This is a genomic window from Lysinibacillus sp. NPDC097287, assembly GCF_044761695.1.
GTDB lineage: Bacteria > Bacillota > Bacilli > Bacillales_A > Planococcaceae > Lysinibacillus.
The window spans coordinates 1-22,004 of record NZ_JBIWCX010000023.1 but is presented as its reverse complement, the minus strand read 5'-3'; the positions used below and the strand labels follow the sequence as shown (position 1 = coordinate 22,004).

Here is a 22,004-nt window from a genome sequence, read left to right as displayed (position 1 = left end):
GTTCCAATTATCGAATTACTAAGTAATTGAAAAAAATTATTGATTGGGGATTTATATCATGAGTAAAAACTATAAGTTTTATGTAAATGGAGAATGGAAAGAAAGTGAATCAGGAGAAACTATTGATATTTTCTCTCCGTATATGAGTCAAGAAGTGGGACGAGTTCAAGCTATTTCTCGTCAAGAAGTAGATGAAGCAATCGACGTTGCAAAAATAGCACAAAAGGAATGGGCAAATTTAACAGTAAGAAATCGTGGTGAATACTTATATAGATGGATTGATGAATTACTTGCAATGAAACTGGATATCGCCAAAACCATTATGGAGGAAGTAGGAAAACCTTATTCTGATGCAGTAAAAGAAGTGGAACGAACGGTTGATTTTATTCGCTACACAATAGAAGAGGCAACACATATGCAAGGAGAAAGCATGTTGGGAGAAAGTTTCCCAGGAGGAAATCGTTCGAAAATTGCAATCAGTCATCGAGTTCCAATTGGGATTGTACTGGCCATATCTCCATTTAACTATCCAGTGAATTTATCTGTTGCTAAAATTGCTCCTGCTTTGATAAGTGGCAATGCAGTTATTTTCAAACCAGCTACTCAAGGTGCTATTAGTGGTGTGAAAATGGTTGAAGCGCTTCATAGAGCAGGCTTACCAAAAGGCGTTCTTAACCTTGTAACGGGGCGTGGTTCAGTTATTGGTGATTATCTAATTGAACACCCAGGAATTAATATGATTTCTTTTACAGGTGGAACAAATACAGGGATGCATATTTCGAAAAGGGCAGGTATGGTACCACTCGTGATGGAACTTGGTGGGAAAGATCCAGCTATCGTTCTTGAAGATGCTGACATGAAATTGACTTCGAAGCAGATTACTTCAGGGGCATATTCATACTCTGGTCAACGTTGTACAGCGATTAAACGTGTTCTTGTCAAAGAAAGTGTTGCTGATGAATTAGTCACTTTATTGAAACAAGAAATCGAAGCATTAACTGTAGGCTCACCAGTAGAGAATAATCAAATTGTTCCATTAATCGATGATAATTCTGCTGAGTATGTACAGGGGCTAATTGATGATGCACTAGAAAAAGGAGCAACATTAGTAATTGGTAATAAACGCGAAGGTAACCTTATTTACCCAACATTATTGGATAATGTTACATCTGAAATGAAAATTGCATGGGAAGAACCATTTGGTCCAGTATTACCTATCATCCGTGTTCAATCAGATGATGAAGCAATCAGTGTAGCTAATGAATCAGAATTTGGTTTACAAGCAAGTATTTTCACAAAAAATGTAGATAAAGCATTCTCGATAGCAGCACGAATAGAAGCTGGTTCTGTACAAATCAATGGCAGACCGGAGCGGGGACCAGACCACTTCCCATTTATCGGTACTAAAGGTTCTGGTATGGGCGCTCAAGGAATTCGCCGTAGTATAGAATCAATGACTCGTGAAAAAATAACTGTTCTAAATATTAATGAATAAAATTTCATTTACACACAGATTTAGGCTCACAATATACAAACGAAGTTATTGGCGAACGCTCATATTGCAACTCTAGAAGTTTCATTTTCACACACGCATAGCATGTGGTTTTAAAAAAATACTTTGGGATAATTAATATATAAGGGAAATTTAATTATAAACAAACATCAGGAGGGAACTTCATGAAAAAGTATGATGCAATTATTATAGGTTTCGGTAAAGGCGGAAAAACATTAGCCGTTGAATTAGCTAACAGAGATTGGAAAGTAGCAGTGGTTGAACGATCAAGCAGCATGTACGGTGGTACTTGTATCAATATTGGCTGTATACCAACAAAAGCATTAGTTCATCAAGCAAATAGTAACGTGACAAACGAACTTGCGAATTTTGAAGCGAAAGAACAATTTTATCAAAATGCTATTAATAAGAAAGATGCAACCATTTCATTCCTTCGTCAAAAAAATTATGACAACCTTAATAACTTAGAAAATATAACAATATATACTGGTGAAGCATCTTTCCTTACAAAAAATGATGTGAAAGTTGTGATGGATACAGAAACTATTACACTAACTGCGGACAAAATATTTATCAATACTGGTGCCGAAAACATTACTCCACCTATTAAAGGAATACAAGATAGTAAACATATTTATACAAGCACATCTATTATGGAGCTTAAACAACTTCCAAAACGATTAGCTATTATTGGTGGTGGTTACATCGGGTTAGAATTTGCTTCTATGTATTGTGAATTCGGCTCACAAGTCACTATTTTAGAAGGCGCAAATCAATTTATCGCTCGAGAAGATCGTGAAATTGCCAATTCCGTTAAAGAAACATTAGAGAAAAAAGGCATCACGATTAACCTAAGTGCAAATGTACAAGAAATTAAAGACGGTGAAAAGGAAGCAATCATTTTGTATGAAATGAACGGCGATGTTCTTGAATTACCAGTAGATGGTATCTTACTTGCTACCGGAAGAAAGCCGAATACGGAAGGATTACATTTAGAAAATGCAGGTGTGGAATTAGATGAAAGAGGCGCAATTAAGGTAGACGCTAAACTGCATACAAGTGTACCTCATATTTGGGCAATCGGTGATGTAAAAGGTGGATTACAATTCACCTATATTTCCTTAGATGATTATCGCATTATTAAAGATGAGTTATTTGGAAAAAATCAACGAACAGTTCAAGATCGACAAGGTATTCCTTATAGTGTCTTCATTACTCCACCATTATCAAGAACTGGATTAAGTGAAGAAGAAGCTATCGCTAAAGGATTCAACATTAAAGTAGCAAAATTACCAGTAGCTGCTGTACCAAAAGCACGTTTAATGAATAAAACAGAAGGATTAATGAAAGCTGTTGTAGATGCAGATACAAATCAAATTCTCGGATGTACTTTATTCAGTCCAGATTCTGCTGAAATGATTAATATCGTTGACTTTGCAATGAAATCAGGACAAGATTATACTTTCCTAAGAGATCACATCTTTACACATCCAACAATGAGCGAAGCTTTAAATGATTTGTTCTCTCAAATAAAGTAACACAGCAGGGAGCCGAATCGTTGAATCCACGGTTCGGCGATCATCATAAATGGAAATAAATCAAAGTCTTGTACAACTAAGTTATCCTGTAGCCTTTTAAAAAAAATAATTTATTATAAAGTTTGATTAAAATCATCTCACCTCTATAGATTTCTTAGAGGTGAGATGATTTTTTTATTGGCTATTTATGTTCATATCACTATAAGGATTGTAAAGAAATGGGGCAGATAGTTTAATAAGCTGGTTGTAGAAAATTCAAGAAAGACAAATCGTTTATACGATAAGAATTTTAAATATTTTTGGAATGGCAACAGATTTGGACAACTTTTTTAAGGTGGTTAGATGGCTCTCTTAAAGCATAAGGGGCGCACAAGTTGCTTGACATGGAGCCTCTATGGGCATGATTCGTTGCTCCAAGAAGCCAGCTAAATAGGGCTTGCTTCGTCAAACGAGGCTATCATGCCCACCTCTCCATATCAAGCTCTTCTTCGTTGCAATGATTGCCCCTTACCCCCTATTAAATTTGTACGAATAAATGTAGCCTATCCATTATTATCTATGTCCTTAGCGACTACTTTATTTGCCGGATGTTCAGCAAATAGTTCAGAGGATACAACAACATCTATTAGCAATTCAGCTCAATCAAGTGAATCAACACACCCTGTAGAAACAGGTCCAAAAGGTGAACTACCTGGTGGTTCTGGAGGAGGTGGCTTTGGGGGAGGAAGCATTGATACTTCAAACATAAAAATAAAGTATATAGATGTAGCCTATGACAGCCAATCGGATACACAAAAGTTGGATATTTATTTACCAAATGAAGGAGAGGCTCCTTTCCCAGTTATTATAGCGTTACATGGTGGTGGATTTATGCTAGGGAATAAAACAGGCGGTGATCTTACTTCGACGATAAAAGGTGTTGAACACGGGTATGCTGTTGTATCTGTGGATTACAGACTATCGGGTGAAGCTGTTTTCCCTGCAGCCATCAGTGATGTAAAAGCAGCAATTCGATATATTAAAGCGAATGCAGAGAAATATAACTTAGATCCAGATAAAATCGCTGTTTGGGGCGATAGCGCTGGAGGAAACTTAGCCGCTTTAGCAGGTACAAGTGGCGATGTTGATAACGACTTTTTAAATGGAGATAACACTGAAAACCTTGACTATACTTCCGAAGTACAAGCCGTTGTAGACTGGTTCGGTCCGCTTGAATTTACAAAAATGGATGAGCAATTTGAAGCGTCTGGAATAACGCCTATGATGGGAACAACAAATTCAGATAGTTCAGCAGAAAGTAAATACATTGGTGGAAATGTTGCAGAAAATGAAGAGTTAGCACAAAAAGCAAATCCTGCAAATTATATTTCTGAAAATGATCCTTACTTCTTTATTGAACATGGTACTGAGGATGCAAATGTCCCAACTCAACAATCTATTGATTTTGCAGAAAAACTACAGAAAGTAATAGGGGAGAATAAGGTAACGTTAACCCTGCTAGAGGGAGCAAAGCACGGTGGAGAACAGTTTGATACTGATGATAACCTAAAAAAAGTCTTTAACTTCTTTGATGGTGTTTTGAAATAATGAAAATATGAATGGATATTTAAACCTTCATGTAAGTAAACCTTGAAATATACTATATCGTTTTAAAGTGCGAAGTATTCGACTATGTATTAGTCGAATACTTCGTTATCTTCATTTAGCACTGTTTTTTTCCCTTTTTAGTTTTTCTATCTAATTTAGGGTAACGTATTCTATGTTAATATACGAATATTAACCGATGTACTGAATTAACGTAGGTTTTGTACAGTGTAAATTATATATACGTCAAATATGACGAACTGTAATCCAGAATAATGAAGAGAGGCGAATAAGATTGTGGCCCTCTCTTTTTTTAATTTGCACTTATTTCGTTAATCCATTGGAACAATTCTTCTAAATCATAATTACCTTCATGCCCTATATTCCAAGGAATTGCAAAATCAACGTTATACTGATTGTTTGCTAGTTTTGTAGCAAGCATTACTGGAATTGCCAATGAAGTGTCCCTATCGATAGAACCGTGACGAATTCGCCAATGCTGAGAAATTGTTGTTCCTTTAGCTTCTATATAGTTCATGGGATTCATCATCTTTATAGGTAATGCTTCTGCTAGAGACCCTTCAACGGTGCTATTATTTTTACTAAAGTTTGTAAAATGTTGATTGTCGATTGTCTCCGTTCCAAATAAATTATTTTCAAAGCTTTTTGCATCTAATGAGTCAAATGCTGGAGGGGTTTTCATTCTAGTTGCATAGTTGACAAATTTATTTAAATCTATGTCTGTAATTTTTTTATCTTTAATTGTAATCCAAGTTAAAGAAGAAAGATCCTCGCCTTTATCGAAGGCTCTTTGAGCTGAGGAGAGTAAAAGATATTTAATGTATTCTTTAAATGTACCGTTGCCATTTACATCGAGAAGTAATGCTGTATATTCCTTTAAAATTTCTGAATGAATATTTTGTGGAACTTTAAGTTCAAGACTATTAAGGTAACTAGGAAACATAGTCTTTAATTCTTGAGAAATTTTTATTTGATCCTCTGTTAATGTGCCATTCTCTCTCCATTTATAAGAATTTACGCCATTAAACAACCATTCATAAGCAATATCTGCATTATCCAAATTGGTGATTGGACAATAGCTAGAAACGGCAAAAATGTCATCATATTCATTTGCAGCTCCAAGGTTACTTAAATAAGGCTCGTAATCTTTATTATTACCAGTTGCACCAAGTAAGGCAGTTAGTGCACCACCTGCGCTTGTTCCATTAGCAATAATTTTTTCTGCATTACCAGGCATTATTTCGTCGTTATGACGGAGGTAGCGAACGGCTGCTTTCAAATCTACTATAGCAGCAGGGGCCTTTCCAGTATTTATGCCCTCTCCATTTTTTGTTGTACGCCCTCTTGCACCAGGGGCAGCTACGACATACCCTTGAGCGAGCGCTAAGTAAACAGACTCATTCTCTATAGTGGCAGGTTTCGCAGGATTATACCCACCAATTTGATTTGGAAAGAAAATTGGTGCTGTCTGAATGGAGTAGTTAGCGATATTTTTCCCTTCATAATAGGCTTCAGGTACATAAAAATTCATAATTTGGTAATCAACATCGACAGGGTTCGAAACATACACAATATTTTCATAGGCACGGTATTTAACAACATGATCCCCTTTTGATAGTGTTTGTAACGTGTAATTATTTTCATTAAATTGAAGGCTATACACTTCTTCTTGCTCCTTTTGATTATCCAATTTTGCCGTTTCTGCATGGCTGTTCATTGAAAAAATAACTAAAGTAGTAACAGCAGTTATACCCATAATAATATTTTTTGCTCTATTCTTCCAAATTCTTTTCATTTATTGCCCTCCTTAAGTATGTTAGTTATTAAAACTTTCTAGTAAATAAAGAGAAATCAATGTTTAAATCAACTCCTTAAAAAAATATTTTAATAATTATTGAAGTTCAATATAGTAGAGTGAAATAGTTGAACAATATTGAACTTCTATAAGTGATTATATAATTTTCTGTAAATTCAGTCAATAATTAATTTGGTTAATAATTCCAACTTTTTTTAGAAAATAAGCTGGAGTGGATAGAGAAGATTTGCTCAAAAATTTGTATGACAAAAAGACATTAAGATTTGAACTTCTTAATGTCTCTTATCGATACGCTGAAATGGTATGAATTTACTTCTTACCATCTCTTTTAAATAATGATTTTCCACCAAATGAAAGCAGCGCAGTATTAAACCAAAAAATAAGAAAAAATCCTAAGAAGCTAACGCTACCGAAAATAATGGGAACAATAAATTGTACAGCTTTATTTACGGTTAAACGAATACCTAATACTTCACCACTTTGTCCTACTGGAGAATGATTGTATGCCATAACAATAGATAATGGTTGGCAACAGCCAAGTCCTAAACCTAAGACGAATACAGTTATGGCGAGTAAAGGCGCAGTTTTCATAAATGGAATAAAGAAATATGCGACAGCACCAATTATTAAACACGCACCCATAATTTGTTCGGCTGTGTACTTTCTCTGTAGTTTTGCCATCATAAGTCTAGAAATGATAAAGGCTACAGCGTTCATGCTGACTAAAAATCCAATAGTAGATGCAGAGAAACCAAGTGATTCTGTGTAAATTGGGAAGTAAAATTCGAATAACCCTACACCTGTTAAAATAACCCCACTTGTTAAGAAAACTTTTTGTAATTTAGAATCCAATAGCAAACTTTTAAAACTTTTTGATTCGTTTCGATCCTTTAGTTGAATGATATCAGGATAATCCTTCATGAACAGAAAATAAAGGACTGGCATCATCGCACATATGCCCAACAATAAATAAGCTGTTTCATAACTAATACATTCAATTGTGAACCCCGCTACTATAGGTCCGATAAAATTTGCTATCGAAACAGATAATGTATAGGCACTATAATTTTTTGTACGATCAGTATCTGAACTAATACTGCCAATTAAATTTTGAAAGCTCACTATTGTTATAATTTGGAATAACCCGAAAGATAATTGTACGCCTATTAAACTATATAGGTTTCCAGGGGAAAAATAAGGGATCATTAAGGATACACCTGTCCCAAACATACCTGTAACTAATAGAAATTTAAGTTGAATTCTATCAACTAAACGCCCAACTAAAGAGGCGATTAGCATTGGAAAAAGTGACCCTGTAGCAATAATAATGCCTAATAATGTAGCGTTCGCATTTAAATGTAAAGCATAAAGTGTTACTAAAATCGTATTTCCTTTTAAACTAATTTGATAAAGAAGTGATAAAAAAACAATAATATGTAAATACATTCTTTCACCTACATTAACAATTTTGTTGAACAATATTATGGTATGGTTTTTACCTGTTAGTGTCAATGTCATGTGAATAATTTAGATTGCTAACGTTGTGTGTTTCTTCTAAAAGCTTGCTTCCATAGTTAAAAGTCTTGTTTTAATAATTATCTAAACTTCAAATGAAAATTTAATTATAAAGTGTTAATAAAGGATAATTTGAAATATTTTTCAAATATATTGTTGACTTATTAGAAAATTGTGAAATATAATTGTTTTATAAAATTGTTCAACAATAAGGTGGGAGGGTTTTTATGGGAGGAAAATTTAAAGAAGTAATCGATGATATTACACACATTGCACACGTTGAATTGCTAACGCCGAAGCTTGAAGAAAGTGTTCTATTTTTTTATGAAAGTTTAGGGCTAGAAATTGTTAAAAAAACAGAAAATAAAGCGTATTTACGTTGTTGGGGAGACTATGAACAATACTCTATTATTCTCAAACAATCTGATGAGCCGGGGGTAGGACATACTGCTTTTCGTGTGAAGAGTCCGCAAGCATTGGAACGCCGTGTCAAAGCGATTGAAGATGCTGGCATTAGAGGAACATGGATTGATGGGGATTTTGGTCACGGAAAAGCTTATCAATATGTAGGATTAGACGGTCATTTAATGGAGTTGTATTTTGAAACAGAAAAGTATGTAGCACCAGAGAATTTACGTCCAACTTTAAAAAATCAGCCACAAAAATTTACCGGTCGTGGTGCGGCTGTAAAAAATTTAGATCATATTAATTTTTTATCATCCAACCCAGAATTAGATGGGGATTTTGCTGAAAATGTATTAGGAATGCGTCTAACAGAACAAATTCGTTTAAATGATGGTACACGAGCGGGTGTTTGGTACCGTTCAAATAACAAATCTTATGAACTTGTTTATACGAAAGATGCTACTGGATCTACAGGTAGATTCCATCATTTAGCGCTATCAGTTGAAACAAATGAAAGTATTTGGCGCGCGGCGAACTTATTTGTAGATCAAAATGTATTTATCGAATTTGCACCAAGTAAGCATGCGATTAATCAAACATATTTTGTCTATGTCTATGAGCCTGGTGGTAATCGAATTGAGATTTGTTCAGGTGGGTATTTAGTACTTGATCCGGATTTCGAACCGATTACTTGGACAGAAGAAGAACGTAAAAGAGGTCAAGCTTGGGGAAACAAAACCATTGAGAGCTTCCATACGTATGGCACACCAATTGCAAAAGTAACAGCAGAATAAACATTCAACAATTATATAGGAGGAATTAACATGATTGATTCAAACACAAATGTATTAGTAGTAAGTGCACATGCAGCAGATTTCGTCTGGCGTGGAGGTGGTGCCATTGCGAAATATGTTAAACATGGTGCAAATGTTCATTTAGTAATATTAAGTTACGGTGCTAGAGGAGAGTCAAATGATTTATGGAATATTGACGGTCAAACGCTAGAAAACGTTAAGTTACACCGCCAATCAGAAATTGACGCAGCCACAAAATGCTTGGGCGTAAAGAATGTGGAAATTTGGGACTATGAAGACTATCATATGGAATTTAATGGGGAACGAATGAAACAATTAGTAAGCAAAATTCGTGAGGTTAAGCCAGACATTATCATTACACATGGTCCACGAGATGCATTTAATCCAGACCATGAAGCTGTTTCAAAGTTTGTTTTTGATGCAGCTGTACTATCAACGTCCAATGGTGTTCGTCTTGAAGGCACAGCAACTGTAAAACAGGCCAAGATTTTTGGATTTGAGCCACATCAATCAGAAATTTCTGAGTTCAAGCCGGATGTTATTTTAGATATATCCGAAGTGTATGAGCAAAAGAAAGCGGCGATGGAATGCTTTAAAGCGCAGCAACATTTAATCAATTATTATGGCTATAAAGCAGAGCTTCGTGGAAACCATGCTCGTCGTTGTTCTGGAAATAACTCGTATAAACAAGCAGAGGCATTTAGTAGATTCTTCCCTTATGTAGGGGGCGAGTTTGTTTAATGGAAAAGTACGTAATTAAAAACTTTGCTCGACCTAGTGAAGCATTAATAAATGATTATCGTCAACTCGATGTATCAACGATATATGAGGCTCAAGGTAGACAAAATATAATGGACGCAGGTTTAAAACCAATTTTACCGAATTCAATGATCGTTGGTCCAGCTGTAACAGTTACTTGCCAAGCCGGCGATAATCTAATGATCCATGCCGCTATCGAAGTATGTAAACCTGGTGATATTGTTGTCATTACTACACAAGGTACTTGTATTGCAGGAATGATTGGTGAATTAATCGTTAGTGCATTAATTAAAAAGGGTGTGCAAGGGGTCATTATTGATTCGGGTATTCGCGATGTTCGTCAAATTCGAGACTTAGGATTCCCTATTTGGACAAGGGAAGTTTTATCTCAAGGGACTAATAAAGTAAAAGGCGGGTGGGTTAATGCACCAACAACTTGTGGTGGTATCTCTGTAGACGCTGGAGATTTAATTGTTGCTGATGATGACGGCGTTGTAGTTGTTAAACGAGAAGATTTACAATCGACGTTGGCATATTCTAAAGCACGACTTCAAAAAGAAGAAGGAACAAAAGCAAAAATTGAAAGTGGCCAAATTAGCTTAGATTTCTATAATTTACGTCCAGTTTTAGAGCAGGAAGGTGTCGTGTATTTCGATGATGAAGAAACATTTCTTAAGGCAAAGAAGTAAAGGAGAATTTGTATGATCAAACGAGAAGTAATTCATATTCAAGGGTCTGAGCATGAAAATCCAATACCTACAGCTGTAAAGGTTGGCAATATGGTATATACTTCAGCGATTATCGGATCGGATCCTATAACAGGCGAAATACCTGAAGATGTAGATCAAGAAATTTTTAATTTGTTCTATTATATAGAAGAAATTATGAAGGCAGCGGGTGGTTCAACCGATAATATTGCTCATCTAAGTGTAAATATGGTAGACCGTAAGTATAAGGGAAATGTCAATAAAGAATGGCTAAAAATGTTCCCAAATCCTGAAAATCGACCAGCAAGACATACAACGGAGAAAAGCTTAAAAAAGGGGTTACGTGTGCAGGTTGAAATGACGGCGGTACTATAATAGCTGTTATTGTATGGATCACGATTGACGATTTATTTGAAGGAATTTAACCAAATAAAAGGGGTGGCTTTATGAGAAAGTGGTTATTATTGTTAACGCTTACATCACTAGCAGTTATTTTAGTTGCATGTGGTGAGGATACTACAAAAGGGAATGGCTCAACAGATAACGGGACAACAGGAGATAACGCAGAAGCTGCAAAATCATATACATTCAAATTAGGACATGAAGCAGCAGAATCGCATATTAAGTTTAAGGTAGCGGAAAAATTTGCAGAGGAATTAGAAAAAGCTTCTGATGGCCGTATGAAAGTTGACCTCTACCCAAGTAACCAGCTTGGTAAAGAAGCAGATATGGCTCAACAAGTACAATCAGGTACTTTGGAGTTTGCGATTTTAAGTAACGGTACAATGAGTAGTATTTCAGAGTCGTTAAATGGATGGTTTATGCCATACTTATTTGAAGATATAAAAGCGGCTGAAAAAGCAGTAGATTCGGCTGAAGCGAAACAAATGATGACGGATTTAGAGCAGAAAAATATGATTGGTTATGGCGTATTCTTTGCTGGTCAACGTCATATTTTCGCTAAAAAAGAGATTAATAGTGTTGAAGATTTAAAAGGTTTAAAAATTCGAATTCCAGGAAGCCCAGTTTTTGAATCATATTATAAAGCAATTAATGCAAGTCCCGCATCTATGCCATTACCAGAAGTTTATACATCTCTATCAACAGGGGTAATAGATGCAGTTGATACAGATTTAGATGCAGCCTTATCGCAGAAGTTTTATGAGGCAGTTGAAAACTTAACATTAACTGGTCATATCATTTTCCCCGAAGTTGTCATTGCAAGTAAAACACTAATTGATGGCTTAAATGAAGAAGATCAAAAGCTTATAGCTGATACGTGGAATGAAGTGATTAAATGGGGTATTGCAGAAAGTATAAGTAAAAATGAAAATTTATTAAATGAGTTAAAAGATTTAGGTGTTAAAGTTACTGAATTATCTAATTACTCAGAGTTTAAAGAAGCTAGTCAAAAAGTCTATGATCAATACTCTTCAAATGAAGTAATTAAAGCATTTATTGAAGCAAATCAATAATAACTTTATGAATCAAATTTTTTAACAAAGATTAGACATTATATGAAGGCGATAGGAATTGTCACACCTATCGCCTAAATTTTTAAAATTATCAAGTATTTGGGGAAGGAGAAATCTCATGAAAGTATTAAATATACTGAGTGATGCGCTTTTCAAACTAGAAAAACTAATAGCAATCTTGTTGATGAGTGTGATCTTAGTGAGTATCGTGTTGGGGGTTGTGTTCCGTTATTTCATAAATAGTCCATTAACTTGGACAGATGAATTAGCAATTTATATGCTTATTTGGCTTACGTTTGTCGGTGGGAGTATGAGTGTGAAGAATGGAAAAGCAGCTTCATTAGATTTAGTATTTGAAAAAGTAAATGTACTATGGCAGCGTATTTTTTTAATTGTTGGTTATACATTTGTTACTGTGTTTTCAACAATTGTTACATATATGGCTGTTAAGTGGATTTCTAATCCTGCAGTATTAACACAAATTTCACCTGGATTAAAAATATCAATGTTTTTACCGTATTTATCAATACCATTTGGTTTATTTTGTTTAACAATCCATGCAGTAAATCATCTAGTACAGTCTTTTAAATTTGAGGGTACTAAAGTGCATGTTGAGGGAGGCGAATAAAATGATACTTACGCTTCTAATGTTCATAGTTTTACTTTTAATTCGTGTTCCGATAGCGTTAATTTTAGGAATCATAAGCCTTATTTATATTTTCACTACAAAACAATACCTTTTATCAAATAATATTTCCCAGCAATTATTTTCCGGTGTTCAGAGCTTTAGTTTATTAGCAATACCTTTGTTTATGCTTGCCGGGGAATTAATGAATGCATCAGGTATTACAGTGCGTCTTATCGATTTTGCAAAAAAGGCTGTTGGGCATTTCCGAGGGGGGTTAGCATATGTAAATGTAATCGCTAACATGTTTTTAGCCTCCATTATCGGTTCTGCAACAGCCCAAACAGCAATGATGAGTAAGATTATGATTCCTGAAATGGAACGTGCAGGATATAAGCGTGAGTTCGCAGCAGCAACTACAGCTTCAGCAGCACTTTTAGGGCCAATTATTCCACCTAGTATGTTATTCATTATTTATGCGGTAGGTGCAAGTGTATCTGTAAATGATATGTTTATGGCAGGTATAATTCCAGGGATTTTATTAGCTGGTTCATTTATTGTCCTTATAATGATTTTAGGTATGAAGGCAAACTATCCAAGTTCAGAAAAAGCACCACTTAAAGAAGTGGGATACGCATTTTTAAAAATTATACCTGCACTTCTTGTCCCATTAACAATCATTGTTGGTACAGTAGGCGGTATATTTACAGCTACTGAATCAGCTGGAGTAGCTTGTTTTGTGGCTATTGTAGTGGGTCTATTTTTCTATCGAGAATTAAATTTTAAAGAGTTTCCTAAAATTCTTGTAAATGCAACGATTTCAACTGCAGTAGTTACTTTATTAATGTCAATGGCGACTTTGTTTGGATGGATTTTAGCTTTTGAACGGATTCCACAAACTTTAGTAGAAGTAATGGGTGGCATTTCGTCTAATCCATTTGTGTTCTTATTACTAGCCAATGTATTCTTATTAGTCACAGGTGTTTTTTTAGATGAATTAGCGGTAATGATTATATTAATTCCAATCTTTATGCCATTAGTCCATAGTTTTGGTATAGATCCAGTTCAATTCGGCGTAATGATTTGCTTAAATGCTACAATCGGATTATTAACGCCACCAGTAGGTGCAGGCTTATTTATAGCCTCAAGTGTTGGAGAAGTAAAAATGGAGAAACTAATTAGAGCGATTTTTCCATTTATATTAGTTTCAATCTTAGTATTAATATTAGTGACATACATTCCTTCATTGACTACTTGGTTACCCAATTTTTTAGATAGGTAGCATGTTTGAGATGTCCTTCTTTAAATAGAAGGGCATTTTCGTAAATTTTCAAATTTCATAAGTGTATTGTTTTACAATATTGTTGTATATTAAATTAAAATACTTAATTGGTAAGGGGGCATTTATTTGAAACGACCTACAGAAATAGCCTATGAGTTTATAAAAGTCAGAATATTAGAGGGTACATATCATCCTTCACAAAAATTAATTGAAAATGATTTAGCACTTGAAATAGGTGTTAGTCGCAATACAGTAAAAAAAGCATTGTTAAAACTTGAACAAGAAAATTTAGTGATGCTTGAGAAAAACAAAGGGGCAACGATTAAATCGTTTAATCTGCGTGAGATTGTGAACTATTTAAAAATACGTGAAGTTTTAGAAGGGCTAATAGGTTCAAGTGCTGCAAGTAACATTAAAGATGAAGATATTGAACAATTAGAGCAAATACTAGAAAATATGAAAGATTATTTAAGGAAAAATAATTTTGATGGTTATTCAGAATGTAACCTACAATTCCATGAAATTATTTATAATGCTTCAGAAAACGAGCAAGCGGTGGATATTGTGAAAATTATTAAGCAACAGCTAAAACGACTTCAAATTAAAACCATTTTAGTTCCAGGACGTAATAATGATTCTTTAATGGAGCATGCCAATATTTTGGAGGCTTTACGAGAAAGAAACCCTGAAAAAATAGAGAAGCAATTGAAAGAACACGTAGCAAATGTCCGAAGTACAATCGAAAATAATTATTCGTTTTTAATGTAATAAATTTGTTTAATACGTCATGATAAATACTTTGTATTTAAATTAGAGAGTAAATATCATGTTTGGACTATATAAAGGATAATAAAAGACAAAAGGGATCAAAAGTTAACTTATTGATCCCTTTTGCCGACACACTTGCAGGTCTTTTCCATAAAGTCTTGTTTTTTGCATATAGGTAATCTCTGTCAAGTAAGGACAACTAATTATTCTTTGGATAATGATTACAGAATAACGTGTTGTCTGAAAACCATTCTATCCTAATTTCATACAGTAGGAAGAGTTTTAAATACCAGTAACATACATACTATAAATTTCTTTATCAGTATATTTTTCCAATAATTCAACTTTCAATCCTGAATTCTGTGAAATATGTAAGGCGCATTTCCGTACATTTTCAATCATCATAGGCAATTTTTCATCAGTTATTCTCATTTTAGGTGCAGAACAACTAATACCAGCGATAACTTCACCTTTGTTATTGAAAATTGGTGCAGCAATACATTGTAGACCAATTTCAATTTCTTCATCATCAATACAATAGAGTTGTTTACGAATCTGTTTTAACTCCTGTTTAATTTCATCTTTATTAACTTTTGTATTCTCGGTGAATTTTTTTAAATCATTTGTTGTTAGAATTTTTTCGATTTCTAGATCATCCAAATATGCCAAAATAGATTTCCCAACGCCTGTGCAATACATAGGTGCAATTTTACCAACCTGTGAAGAAATTTGAATAGCATGTGGCACTTCAACTTTTTCTACATATATTGCTTCACCGTGTTCATAAATGGCTAAATGGACAGTCTCGTTTAGTATATCAACTAATTTTTGAATGTGTTGTTGAGCAATTTCACGTATATCTAACTGTTTACTTACAACATTTCCGAGTTCAAATAATTTCATTCCTAGGGCATATTTTGAGTTTTCTAGGTTTTGCTTTAAATAATTTCGGAATTCTAATGTTTTAATAATACCGTGTACTGTACTTTTTGAAATCTTTAAACTGTCACTTATTTCTTTGACGCTTAATTCATTTCCTGATTTTAAAAATAACTCTAAAACATCTGCTGCTCTTTCGATGGATTGAATTGTATTTTCCGTGCATGTTCAGAGATGCTTCTAAAAACTGTAGCAATCTATTCACGTGAAGATAGTGGTGCATTTCATCGCTATAAAGCAGATGAGGCATACTTAGTAGGGGATAGTAAAAAGCCAATTGAAGCATATTTAGATATAGAAGATATTATTCGTATTGCAAAAGAGGCGCAAGTTGACGCAATTCACCCAGGTTATGGCTTCCTTTCTGAAAATGTAGACTTTGCACGACGGTGTGAGGAAGAAGGAATCGTTTTTATTGGACCAACATCGAGGCATTTAGATATGTTTGGCGATAAAGTAAAGGCTCGTAAGCAAGCAATTGCAGCCGATATCCCTGTTATTCCAGGTACAGAAGGGCCTGTCAATTCGCTAGATGAGGTCTTAAATTTTGGAGACCAATACGGATACCCACTAATGATTAAAGCATCACTAGGCGGTGGCGGCCGTGGAATGCGTATGGTAGAAAAGAAGGAAGAAGTGAAATCTGCGTATGAACGTGCAAAATCTGAAGCAAAAGCAGCATTTGGTTCAGATGAAGTTTATGTTGAAAAATGTATCACTAACCCTAAACATATCGAAGTACAAATTTTAGGAGATGCAGAGGGCAATGTCGTGCACTTATATGAGCGAGACTGTTCCATTCAACGTCGTCACCAAAAAGTTGTAGAAATAGCCCCGTCAAACTCGATCTCAAAAGAATTACGTGGTCGGATTTGTAACGCAGCGGTAAAATTAATGAAAAATGTACATTATAAAAATGCTGGCACAGTGGAGTTTCTAGTTGCTAACGATAAATTCTATTTCATTGAAGTGAACCCACGTATTCAAGTAGAACATACAATTACTGAAATGGTAACAGGGATTGATATCGTTCATGCACAAATTAAAATCGCATCTGGGTATGCACTACATAGTGAAGAAACTGGCATTCCTGCACAAAAAGACATCCCATTATTTGGATTTGCTATCCAATCGCGCGTTACAACTGAAGATCCAGCAAATGGTTTCATGCCGGATACAGGTAAATTACAAGTATATCGTTCAAGTGGAGGTTTTGGGGTACGTCTAGATGCAGGGAATGGTTTTCAAGGCGCCGTTGTCACACCATATTATGATTCATTACTTGTAAAAGTATCGACCTGGGGAATGACATTCAAAGAAGCATCGGCTAAAATGTATCGTAATTTACGTGAATTCCGTATTCGTGGTGTGAAAACAAACATTCCTTTCCTTGAAAACGTTGTACAACATGATAAATTCATTTCAGGTGATTTTGATACAAGTTTTCTAGATTCAACCCCTGAATTATTTAATTTCTCAGTGCGACGTAACCGTGGAAATAAGTTGTTAAAGTACATCGGAAACGTGACATTAAATGGCTTCCCCGGTATGGAATATAGGACAAAACCAGTATTTGTAAAACCTAGAAAACCAAAAATAGATATTGTGACAGTGGTCCCAAAAGGTTCAAAACAAATTTTGGATGAACAAGGGCCAGAAGGACTTATAAGATGGATTAAATCACAAGAAAAAGTATTACTAACAGATACGACATTCCGTGATGCTCACCAATCACTATTGGCCACACGTGTGCGTACGAAAGATATGCTAGATATTGCATATGAAACTGCAGAACTGATGCATAACTATTTCTCATTAGAAATGTGGGGGGGAGCAACGTTTGACGTAGCATACCGTTTTCTAAAAGAAGATCCATGGAAACGTTTAGAGCAGTTACGTGCAAAAATCCCAAACGTTTTATTTCAAATGTTATTCCGAGGTTCTAACGCAGTAGGTTACTCAAATTTCCCAGATAACTTAATCCGGGAATTCATTAAAGAATCAGCAGAAAAAGGGATTGATGTGTTCCGTATTTTTGATTCATTAAACTGGGTAAAAGCAATGGAAGTTGCAATTGATGAAGTACGTCAATCCGAGAAAATTGCCGAAGCTGCAATCTGCTATACAGGAGATATTTTAGATGATACATGTGCGAAGTACACAGTACAATACTATAAAAATATGGCGAAGGAACTACAACAAGTGGGTGCACATATTATTGCAATTAAGGATATGGCAGGTCTGTTAAAGCCAGAGGCAGCGTATCGTTTAATATCGGAATTAAAAGAAACAACGGACTTACCAATTCATTTACACACGTATGATACGAGTGGTAACGGCTTAATGACGTATGCAAAAGCAATCCAAGCAGGCATTGATATCGTCGATACAGCATTGGGTTCAATGGCTGGCCTAACATCGCAACCGTCTTCGAACTCGTTATTCTATGCTTTAAAAGGCAGTGGTCGGGAAATCAAAGCAAACATCGAGTCACTAGAAGAATTGTCGTATTATTGGGAAGATGTTCGAAAATACTATGGGGACTTTGAAAGTGGGATGGTTAGTCCGCATTCAGAAGTGTATGTACATGAGATGCCCGGTGGACAATATTCAAACCTTCAGCAACAAGCAAAGGCTGTTGGGCTTGGAGATCGTTGGGAAGAAGTGAAAGAAATGTATGCTCGGGTGAACTTGATGTTTGGCGATATTATTAAAGTAACACCTTCTTCAAAAGTAGTTGGCGATATGGCATTATTTATGGTGCAAAATGAATTAGATGAAGAATCTGTGTTTGAACGAGGGAAAATATTAGACTTCCCAGATTCAGTGATAGAGTTATTCCAAGGCTATTTAGGACAACCATATGGCGGATTCCCAGATGAACTTCAAAAGGTGATTTTAAAAGATCGTGAAGCTATTTTAGTGCGTCCAAGTGAGTTATTAGAGCCAATCGATTTCCGAGAATTAGAAGATATATTAGAAAAAAAAGTCGGGCGTCCTGTTACTCATCAAGACGTATTATGCTATGCGATGTATCCAAAAGTATACGAAGAATACGCAGCCATGGAAAAACAATTTGGAGATATTTCGGTGCTGGATACACCTACATTCCTTTATGGTCTAAAACTGGGTGAAGAAATCGCCGTAGAAATTGAAATAGGAAAAACATTAATTATTAAATTAATTGCAATTGGTGAACCGCAATACGATGGTACACGTGTTATGTATTTCGAAATGAACGGTCAAGAACGTCAAATTGTCGTACAAGATATGAATTTAGAAGTTACAGGTAACGTTCGTCAGAAGGTAGATTACACAAATGCCAACCAAATAGGTGCTACAATGCCAGGTACTGTGCTGCAAGTCGTTGTTAGTAAAGGATCAACGGTAAAACGAGGAGACCATCTATTAATTACAGAAGCAATGAAAATGGAAACAACAATTCAAGCTCCAACAGAAGGAATCGTAAAAGAAATACATGTGTCAGCAGGAGATTCTATTTCAACTGGAGACTTATTAATTGAGATTGAATAAAACGATTAATCTAGATTAATTCATTGCGAAATTAAATATATATTGATATCTGTAATCTAAAAAAGTAAAAAGAACAATCGAGAATTTATATATTGTTGTTCTAACAATAATTGCATAAGACCAAGATTTTTCTCTCATGAATTAATTGGATCAGAGTTTCATTTTAACCAAATGAATCGATACTATTATAATTATTTCTCTATTTTGAATGCAATAATAAGGTGTGTCTTTATAACACTATAAATGAGTCAAATCAAATTAAGATTTGGCTCTTTAATGTTTTAAAAATCCAACAAAACTTTGTTACTTTAATTTTTAGAAAATTCCATTAATTTTATTTAATATATTATTCTAAAATATATTAGATGGTTTGAAGTAAGAAGTTCTAGAAGCTTTATTCTTCAAATTTTCAATTACTCCATTGACAAGATGTATACATTTGTATACAATGATAATGTATACGAAGGTATACAAATGTATACAAAAGGAGGACTAATATGAGAAGTGATTTAGATCATCGAGGAAGACATGGGCATCGCTATGAAAACCATCGTGGTGGCCGTCGAAGAGGAGAGAATGTAGAAAAAAGAAATGGTGCGAAAACATTTCGAAGAGGAAGAGCGCTTGCTTTTTATGAAATGATGAATACGAAGTCTATCACATTAAAGAAACATTTAGAAACCCCTGAATTACAATCGATAAATCCAATTTTAGTAGGTGAATTAAAGGCAATAGAAGCCCTTATGGATGAGTTTGCTAATTTATTTGAACTATTTGAAGTAGAAGGAACGGAGGAGGAAATTATTAGTAATGAGGAGTCAAATGAAACAGAAACTAATTAATAAAAAGAGAGTATAAAGTTTGTCTTTAAATGGAGGATTGAAAATGTTTGTACAAATTCGTAAATGGACAGTAACAGAAGGAAATGCTCATGAAATTATTGAACGTTTTAAGAAGAAGCCAAATCAAGGTCCCTCTTTAATTGAGCAAAGAGAAGGTTTTATTAGCCGTGAATTACTAAAGAAAAATGTTCGTCGTGGTGAAGAAGAAGTAATGATGATTATTCGTTGGGAATCAGAAGAGGCATGGAAAGCATGGGAAAAGAGCCCTGAGCATATCGCAGGGCATAAAAATAAAATTAAAGAGCAAGGCGGGAAACCACAAAAGCCTGATTATGTAATTTCTATGGAGCATGGTAGTTATTCGGTTGTAGAATAGTTACCGCAGAAAGTTAGCTGAAAAAATTGCTTTAATTTTAGAAAAATACAATCTTAAAGCGAACACCCTAAAACGTAAAAACGAGTTAACTCTTTGAAAGAGTTAATTCTTTTTTTGTTGTTGAAGTTTCTATATTTTATAACCAATAGCATCCATTTTCTACTGTTATCAAGGCTATAAAAGGGGGGGTATCGGAATAAAAAACTGTTATTCTTGGAGAAATGCCTAGCATACTTTTAAATCTAAATTCCTAGTACATTGGAAGATGGGTTTTAGATTCTTTTATTAACCTTAGGTACACCGAGATCTCTGTTATTAAAGACGTGAGCGCAAAAGGGGAATTTTGTATTAAGAAGCGGACCTTACATGATAGCTATTACTTGGACGGGGACTAGTAAATTTGTAATAAAATCTAGAGGGATTACTATAAATTAATGTTTTTTAAAAAATTTAGACCACTCCATACAGGGTGGACTTAATGAAATTTATAAAAGAATAAAATAAGCCTTTGGACGGCCAAAAAGCGACCATCTTTGTAAATTTGGATAACTTTATAAAAAGTTAAACAATTTAAGATGTAATTTATAAAGCACAGAACATTGTTAAAACAAGATATTTGAAGTACCTTGTTTTTAAAAAAAGCACCCCTAATTCAACTACATGTTTTCTCCAGAGGGAGCAGCCCTAGACCTCAAGCGTTCGGCGCAAATGCCTAGACATCACTAAAAACATATACTTTCTTAACTTTTAAAAAATATCCTTCCCCTTGACTTTGGTATCGTATTCTAATCAAAAAAAGCCCCTTACAAAAGTAGAAATTTCTACTTTGTGAGGAGCTAATTTGTAATAGAGTTTGATTGATATATAACTAGCTATTTGCGAATTACATTAGGTCTTATTTCATTTAAATCCTTTTATTTTATAGGTAATTTAGCTACGCCTAATTCAGCTAATTGTGCTTCTGCATCTTCGATAAAGCTCTGTGCTGATTCTTTTGTATCAGCATCTAGGTCAGCTAAGAAATCACGAGCGTCCTCTTTCGTCGGAAGTTCTACACCAAGTGTAGCTAATTGAGTTTGAGCTTCCTTCCGAGAGATTGTACCAGTTTTTTCTTGATCTAAAATAGCCTGAGCTTTTTCTTTTGTTGCATCATCTAACTCCGCTAGGAAATCGCTATGATGACCACCATTGCCCTTTGTCGGAAGTTCAACTCCAAGTGCAGCTAATTGAGTTTGAGCTTCCTCCCGAGTAATTGTGCCAGCTTTTTCTTGATCTAAAATAGCCTGAGCTTTTTCTTTCGTTGCATCATCTAACTCCGCTAGGAAATGGCACTGCCTGTCTTTTTTGAGACAATAAGAAAACACCTTATTGTACAGCCAGTTTACGGTATTTTATCGGAGACTGGCTGTTTAATTTTGTTTGAATACGGATATTGTTATAATAGGTAATGTAGTCTTCGACGATTTGAATCATATGCGCATTTGTCGTGC

The 22,004-nt window shown here is 34.8% G+C and carries 19 protein-coding genes and 1 pseudogene; 14 read left to right on the top strand and 6 right to left on the bottom strand.

Annotated features, from left to right (window positions below):
- Positions 1-58 precede the first annotated feature (58 nt).
- The 3 genes from ACIQ2D_RS20715 to ACIQ2D_RS20705 all read left to right on the top strand — a co-directional run bounded on the left by ACIQ2D_RS20715 (position 59) and on the right by ACIQ2D_RS20705 (position 4,638).
- Positions 59-1,495, top strand: coding sequence for an NADP-dependent glyceraldehyde-3-phosphate dehydrogenase (locus ACIQ2D_RS20715; protein ID WP_402867199.1), 1,437 nt, complete (start codon positions 59-61; stop codon positions 1,493-1,495).
- A 182-nt stretch (positions 1,496-1,677) separates the two neighbouring features.
- The gene (locus ACIQ2D_RS20710; RefSeq protein ID WP_402867198.1) at positions 1,678-3,051 is read left to right on the top strand and encodes an FAD-dependent oxidoreductase; all 1,374 of its coding nucleotides are present in this window, start codon (positions 1,678-1,680) and stop codon (positions 3,049-3,051) included.
- Positions 3,052-3,510: 459 nt separating this feature from the next.
- Positions 3,511-4,638: an alpha/beta hydrolase fold domain-containing protein gene (locus ACIQ2D_RS20705; RefSeq protein WP_402867197.1), complete on the top strand. Its 1,128-nt coding sequence runs from the start codon at positions 3,511-3,513 to the stop codon at positions 4,636-4,638.
- Positions 4,639-4,948: 310 nt separating this feature from the next.
- On the opposite strand, the gene ACIQ2D_RS20700 is transcribed toward ACIQ2D_RS20705, so the two are convergent.
- Both ACIQ2D_RS20700 and ACIQ2D_RS20695 read right to left on the bottom strand, forming a co-directional pair.
- A complete protein-coding gene (locus ACIQ2D_RS20700) occupies positions 4,949-6,451 on the bottom strand; it encodes a subtype B tannase (protein ID WP_402867196.1) in 1,503 nt (500 codons plus the stop codon).
- Between the two features lie 330 nt (positions 6,452-6,781).
- Positions 6,782-7,918 (bottom strand): MFS transporter, encoded by a 1,137-nt coding sequence (locus ACIQ2D_RS20695; protein ID WP_402867195.1) that lies wholly within the window; start codon positions 7,916-7,918, stop codon positions 6,782-6,784.
- A 296-nt stretch (positions 7,919-8,214) separates the two neighbouring features.
- On the opposite strand from ACIQ2D_RS20695, the gene ACIQ2D_RS20690 reads away from it, so the two are divergent.
- From ACIQ2D_RS20690 to ACIQ2D_RS20655, 8 genes are all read left to right on the top strand, one after another.
- The gene (locus tag ACIQ2D_RS20690; protein ID WP_402867194.1) at positions 8,215-9,186 is read left to right on the top strand and encodes a VOC family protein; all 972 of its coding nucleotides are present in this window, start codon (positions 8,215-8,217) and stop codon (positions 9,184-9,186) included.
- A 30-nt stretch (positions 9,187-9,216) separates the two neighbouring features.
- Complete coding sequence (locus ACIQ2D_RS20685) at positions 9,217-9,948, top strand: PIG-L deacetylase family protein (RefSeq protein ID WP_402867193.1); 732 nt, start codon at positions 9,217-9,219, stop codon at positions 9,946-9,948.
- A complete protein-coding gene (locus tag ACIQ2D_RS20680; protein ID WP_402867192.1) occupies positions 9,948-10,655 on the top strand; it encodes a 4-carboxy-4-hydroxy-2-oxoadipate aldolase/oxaloacetate decarboxylase in 708 nt (235 codons plus the stop codon). Before ACIQ2D_RS20685 ends, ACIQ2D_RS20680 begins: the two co-directional genes overlap by 1 nt.
- A gap of 12 nt (positions 10,656-10,667) precedes the next feature.
- Positions 10,668-11,048, top strand: coding sequence for a RidA family protein (locus ACIQ2D_RS20675; RefSeq protein WP_402867191.1), 381 nt, complete (start codon positions 10,668-10,670; stop codon positions 11,046-11,048).
- A gap of 71 nt (positions 11,049-11,119) precedes the next feature.
- Positions 11,120-12,148 (top strand): TRAP transporter substrate-binding protein, encoded by a 1,029-nt coding sequence (locus tag ACIQ2D_RS20670; RefSeq protein WP_402867190.1) that lies wholly within the window; start codon positions 11,120-11,122, stop codon positions 12,146-12,148.
- 118 nt (positions 12,149-12,266) lie between these two features.
- Positions 12,267-12,776, top strand: a complete 510-nt coding sequence (locus ACIQ2D_RS20665; protein ID WP_402867189.1) for a TRAP transporter small permease — start codon at positions 12,267-12,269, stop codon at positions 12,774-12,776.
- Between the two features lies 1 nt (position 12,777).
- A complete protein-coding gene (locus ACIQ2D_RS20660; RefSeq protein ID WP_402867188.1) occupies positions 12,778-14,055 on the top strand; it encodes a TRAP transporter large permease in 1,278 nt (425 codons plus the stop codon).
- 126 nt (positions 14,056-14,181) lie between these two features.
- On the top strand, positions 14,182-14,823 hold the full coding sequence (locus ACIQ2D_RS20655) for a GntR family transcriptional regulator (RefSeq protein ID WP_402867187.1): 642 nt from the start codon (positions 14,182-14,184) through the stop codon (positions 14,821-14,823).
- Between the two features lie 282 nt (positions 14,824-15,105).
- Here the strand turns inward: ACIQ2D_RS20655 and ACIQ2D_RS20650 are convergent, their stop codons facing one another.
- Both ACIQ2D_RS20650 and ACIQ2D_RS20645 read right to left on the bottom strand, forming a co-directional pair.
- Positions 15,106-15,726, bottom strand: a complete 621-nt coding sequence (locus ACIQ2D_RS20650) for an IclR family transcriptional regulator (protein ID WP_402867186.1) — start codon at positions 15,724-15,726, stop codon at positions 15,106-15,108.
- A 39-nt stretch (positions 15,727-15,765) separates the two neighbouring features.
- Positions 15,766-15,903 (bottom strand): annotated as a pseudogene (locus ACIQ2D_RS20645) (helix-turn-helix domain-containing protein); the annotation flags it as partial.
- 33 nt (positions 15,904-15,936) lie between these two features.
- Between ACIQ2D_RS20645 and pyc the strand changes: the two are divergent.
- The 3 genes from pyc to ACIQ2D_RS20630 all read left to right on the top strand — a co-directional run bounded on the left by pyc (position 15,937) and on the right by ACIQ2D_RS20630 (position 20,514).
- Positions 15,937-19,296 carry a pyruvate carboxylase gene (gene pyc / locus ACIQ2D_RS20640; RefSeq protein ID WP_402867185.1) on the top strand — a complete coding sequence of 1,120 codons (3,360 nt, stop codon included), beginning with the start codon at positions 15,937-15,939 and terminating at the stop codon, positions 19,294-19,296.
- Positions 19,297-19,793: 497 nt separating this feature from the next.
- Positions 19,794-20,138, top strand: a complete 345-nt coding sequence (locus tag ACIQ2D_RS20635; protein ID WP_402867184.1) for a hypothetical protein — start codon at positions 19,794-19,796, stop codon at positions 20,136-20,138.
- A gap of 43 nt (positions 20,139-20,181) precedes the next feature.
- Positions 20,182-20,514 carry an antibiotic biosynthesis monooxygenase family protein gene (locus ACIQ2D_RS20630; protein ID WP_402867183.1) on the top strand — a complete coding sequence of 111 codons (333 nt, stop codon included), beginning with the start codon at positions 20,182-20,184 and terminating at the stop codon, positions 20,512-20,514.
- Between the two features lie 914 nt (positions 20,515-21,428).
- Here ACIQ2D_RS20630 and ACIQ2D_RS20625 read toward each other — a convergent pair.
- Both ACIQ2D_RS20625 and ACIQ2D_RS20620 read right to left on the bottom strand, forming a co-directional pair.
- Positions 21,429-21,878 carry a hypothetical protein gene (locus ACIQ2D_RS20625; protein WP_402867182.1) on the bottom strand — a complete coding sequence of 150 codons (450 nt, stop codon included), beginning with the start codon at positions 21,876-21,878 and terminating at the stop codon, positions 21,429-21,431.
- A 1-nt stretch (position 21,879) separates the two neighbouring features.
- The gene (locus ACIQ2D_RS20620) at positions 21,880-21,978 is read right to left on the bottom strand and encodes an IS3 family transposase (protein ID WP_402867216.1); all 99 of its coding nucleotides are present in this window, start codon (positions 21,976-21,978) and stop codon (positions 21,880-21,882) included.
- Positions 21,979-22,004 lie beyond the last annotated feature (26 nt).